Origin of the sequence: Collinsella aerofaciens, assembly GCF_025289055.1 — a bacterium.
Classification (GTDB): Bacteria; Actinomycetota; Coriobacteriia; order Coriobacteriales; family Coriobacteriaceae; genus Collinsella.
On sequence record NZ_JAESIQ010000043.1, the window covers coordinates 1 to 2,129 of the forward strand.

Below are 2,129 nucleotides of genomic sequence, written 5' to 3' on the forward strand. Positions count from 1 at the left end.
CCGGTGGACGGCACCGAGCCGTGCGCTTGAACTGAGAAGGGGGAGGCCTCGCGGTTTCCCCCTTTTTTGCGTTAAAGGCGGCATTCACTAAGCAATTAAATCAATCCAATCATCCACCGGTGAATATAAACGTTCACCGTTCTGTGGCCGGTTCTTTGTTCTCAATGGACTAATATTTGCTTTAGCGCACTGCTGCGCTTGTCCTGTTTTACACGGGTCGTTTTATTGATTGTGATGGAAGGACTCACATGGCAGATGTTCATGAGCTGCTTGATACTTGGATTGCCAATGTCAAGGACGAGGAGCTCCTCGCTGAGCTTAACACGATGAAGGAGCAGGGTGATGAGGACGCCATCACCGACGCTTTCTTCCAGGATCTCGCCTTCGGTACTGCCGGCCTTCGCGGCACTATCGGTGCGGGCACTAACCGTATGAATATCTATACGGTCGGTCGTGCGACCCAGGGATTCGCTGACTACCTTAATGCAACCTTCGAGCATCCGACGGTCGCCATCGCTCGCGATAGCCGCAATAAGGGCGAGCTGTTCGTTAAGACGACGGCTGCCATTCTTGCAGCAAATGGCGTGACTGCCCTCGTGTATCCCAAGATTTCTCCTGTGCCGACGCTCTCCTGGGCCGTCCGCGACCTTAAGTGCTCCGGTGGCATTTGCATGACCGCTAGTCATAATCCGGCGCCTTATAACGGCTATAAGGCCTATGGCCCCGACGGCTGCCAGATCACCAGCGAGGCCGCCGATGCAATTTCTAAGGCTATCGCCGAGACCGATACGTTCACCGGTGTGAAGTCCATGGACTTCGATGAGGCTCTTGAGCAGGGTCTGGTCAAATGGATCGATGACTCGTGCCTCGAGCGTTATTACGACGCCGTTCTCGCCCGCGGCGTGACTAACCTTTCTGCTGAAGAGATCGCTGGCGCTCCGCTTAAACTCGTCTACACTCCGCTCAACGGCACCGGCCTCATTCCCGTCACGACGGTGCTCGAGCGCGCTGGCATCACCGATGTCACGGTTGTTCCCGAGCAGAAGGAGCCTAACGGCGATTTCCCGACCTGCCCGTATCCTAACCCCGAGATCCGTCAGGCCATGCAGAAGGGCATCGATCTCTGCGAGCAGGTTCACCCTGATTTGCTGCTTGCAACCGATCCCGACGCCGACCGTGTTGGCGTTGCCGTTAAGAATGGCGATGACTATCTGCTGCTGACCGGCAATGAGATGGGCGTTCTGCTGCTCGACTATATCTGCAAGACCCGTGCTGCTCGCGGTGAGGACCTCACTAAGAAGGTTGCCGTTACTACTATCGTTTCTTCCGCCATGGTTGACGCTCTGGCCGACGAGTACGGTTTTGAGCTCCGCCGCTGCCTGACGGGCTTCAAGTACATCGGCGACATCATTACTTCTCTTTCCGATGCTGGCGAGGTCGATCGCTTTATCTTCGGTTTTGAGGAGAGCTACGGCTATCTGGCCGGCGACCACGTGCGCGACAAGGACGCCGTGAGCACTTCGCTTTTGATTTGCCAGATGGCGCAGTATTACAAGCTCCAGGGAAAGAACCTTGCCGACGCGATGCACGAGCTGTACGAGAAGTATGGCTACTATCACAACAAGACGATTTCGCTGAGCTATCCGGGTGCTGAGGGTGCGGCAAAGATGGCCGGCATCATGGCCGGTCTGCGCGAGAACCCGCCCGCGGAGCTCGCCGGTTCCAAGATTGAGGCCGTCGTTGATTACAACACCTGCGTGAACGGCCTGCCGAAGGCTAATGTTGTTGAGTTCGATCTTGAGGGTGGCAACAAGGGTATTGTTCGTCCTTCCGGCACCGAGCCCAAGATTAAGCTGTACATCTTCGCTAAGGGCGCGGATGCCGCCGAGGCAGATGCAGCACTTGACGCGATCGAGGAGTCCGGTCGCAAGCTGCTGGCATAAGGTATTTAAGAGTCTATAGCTATAGATGGGCTAAAGAGGGGATCTCGGATGCGAGGTCCCCTCCTGTTTTTAACCAGCCAGCCGAGAGTACTTATATGTGTAGGAAATGTGTACGCCCAGATTCCCGCCCGCGGGGCCCCTCCGGTCTGGCAATATATCTCCTTGCCGCGCGGCCCGGTGGAACCG

Annotated in this window: 1 protein-coding gene; it reads left to right on the forward strand. The window is 56.4% G+C overall.

The genetic code is table 11. The annotated features are described in order from the left end of the window. The first annotated feature begins 248 nt into the window (after positions 1 to 248). Positions 249 to 1,943, forward strand: a complete 1,695-nt coding sequence (locus tag JMJ97_RS09400) for a phospho-sugar mutase (protein WP_260700100.1) — start codon at positions 249 to 251, stop codon at positions 1,941 to 1,943. Positions 1,944 to 2,129: the final 186 nt, after the last annotated feature.

Excerpts from the sequence above, each read along its gene's own strand:
- JMJ97_RS09400 (WP_260700100.1), top strand. The coding sequence starts at position 249 with ATGGCAGATGTTCATGAGCTGCTTGATACTTGGATTGCCAATGTCAAG.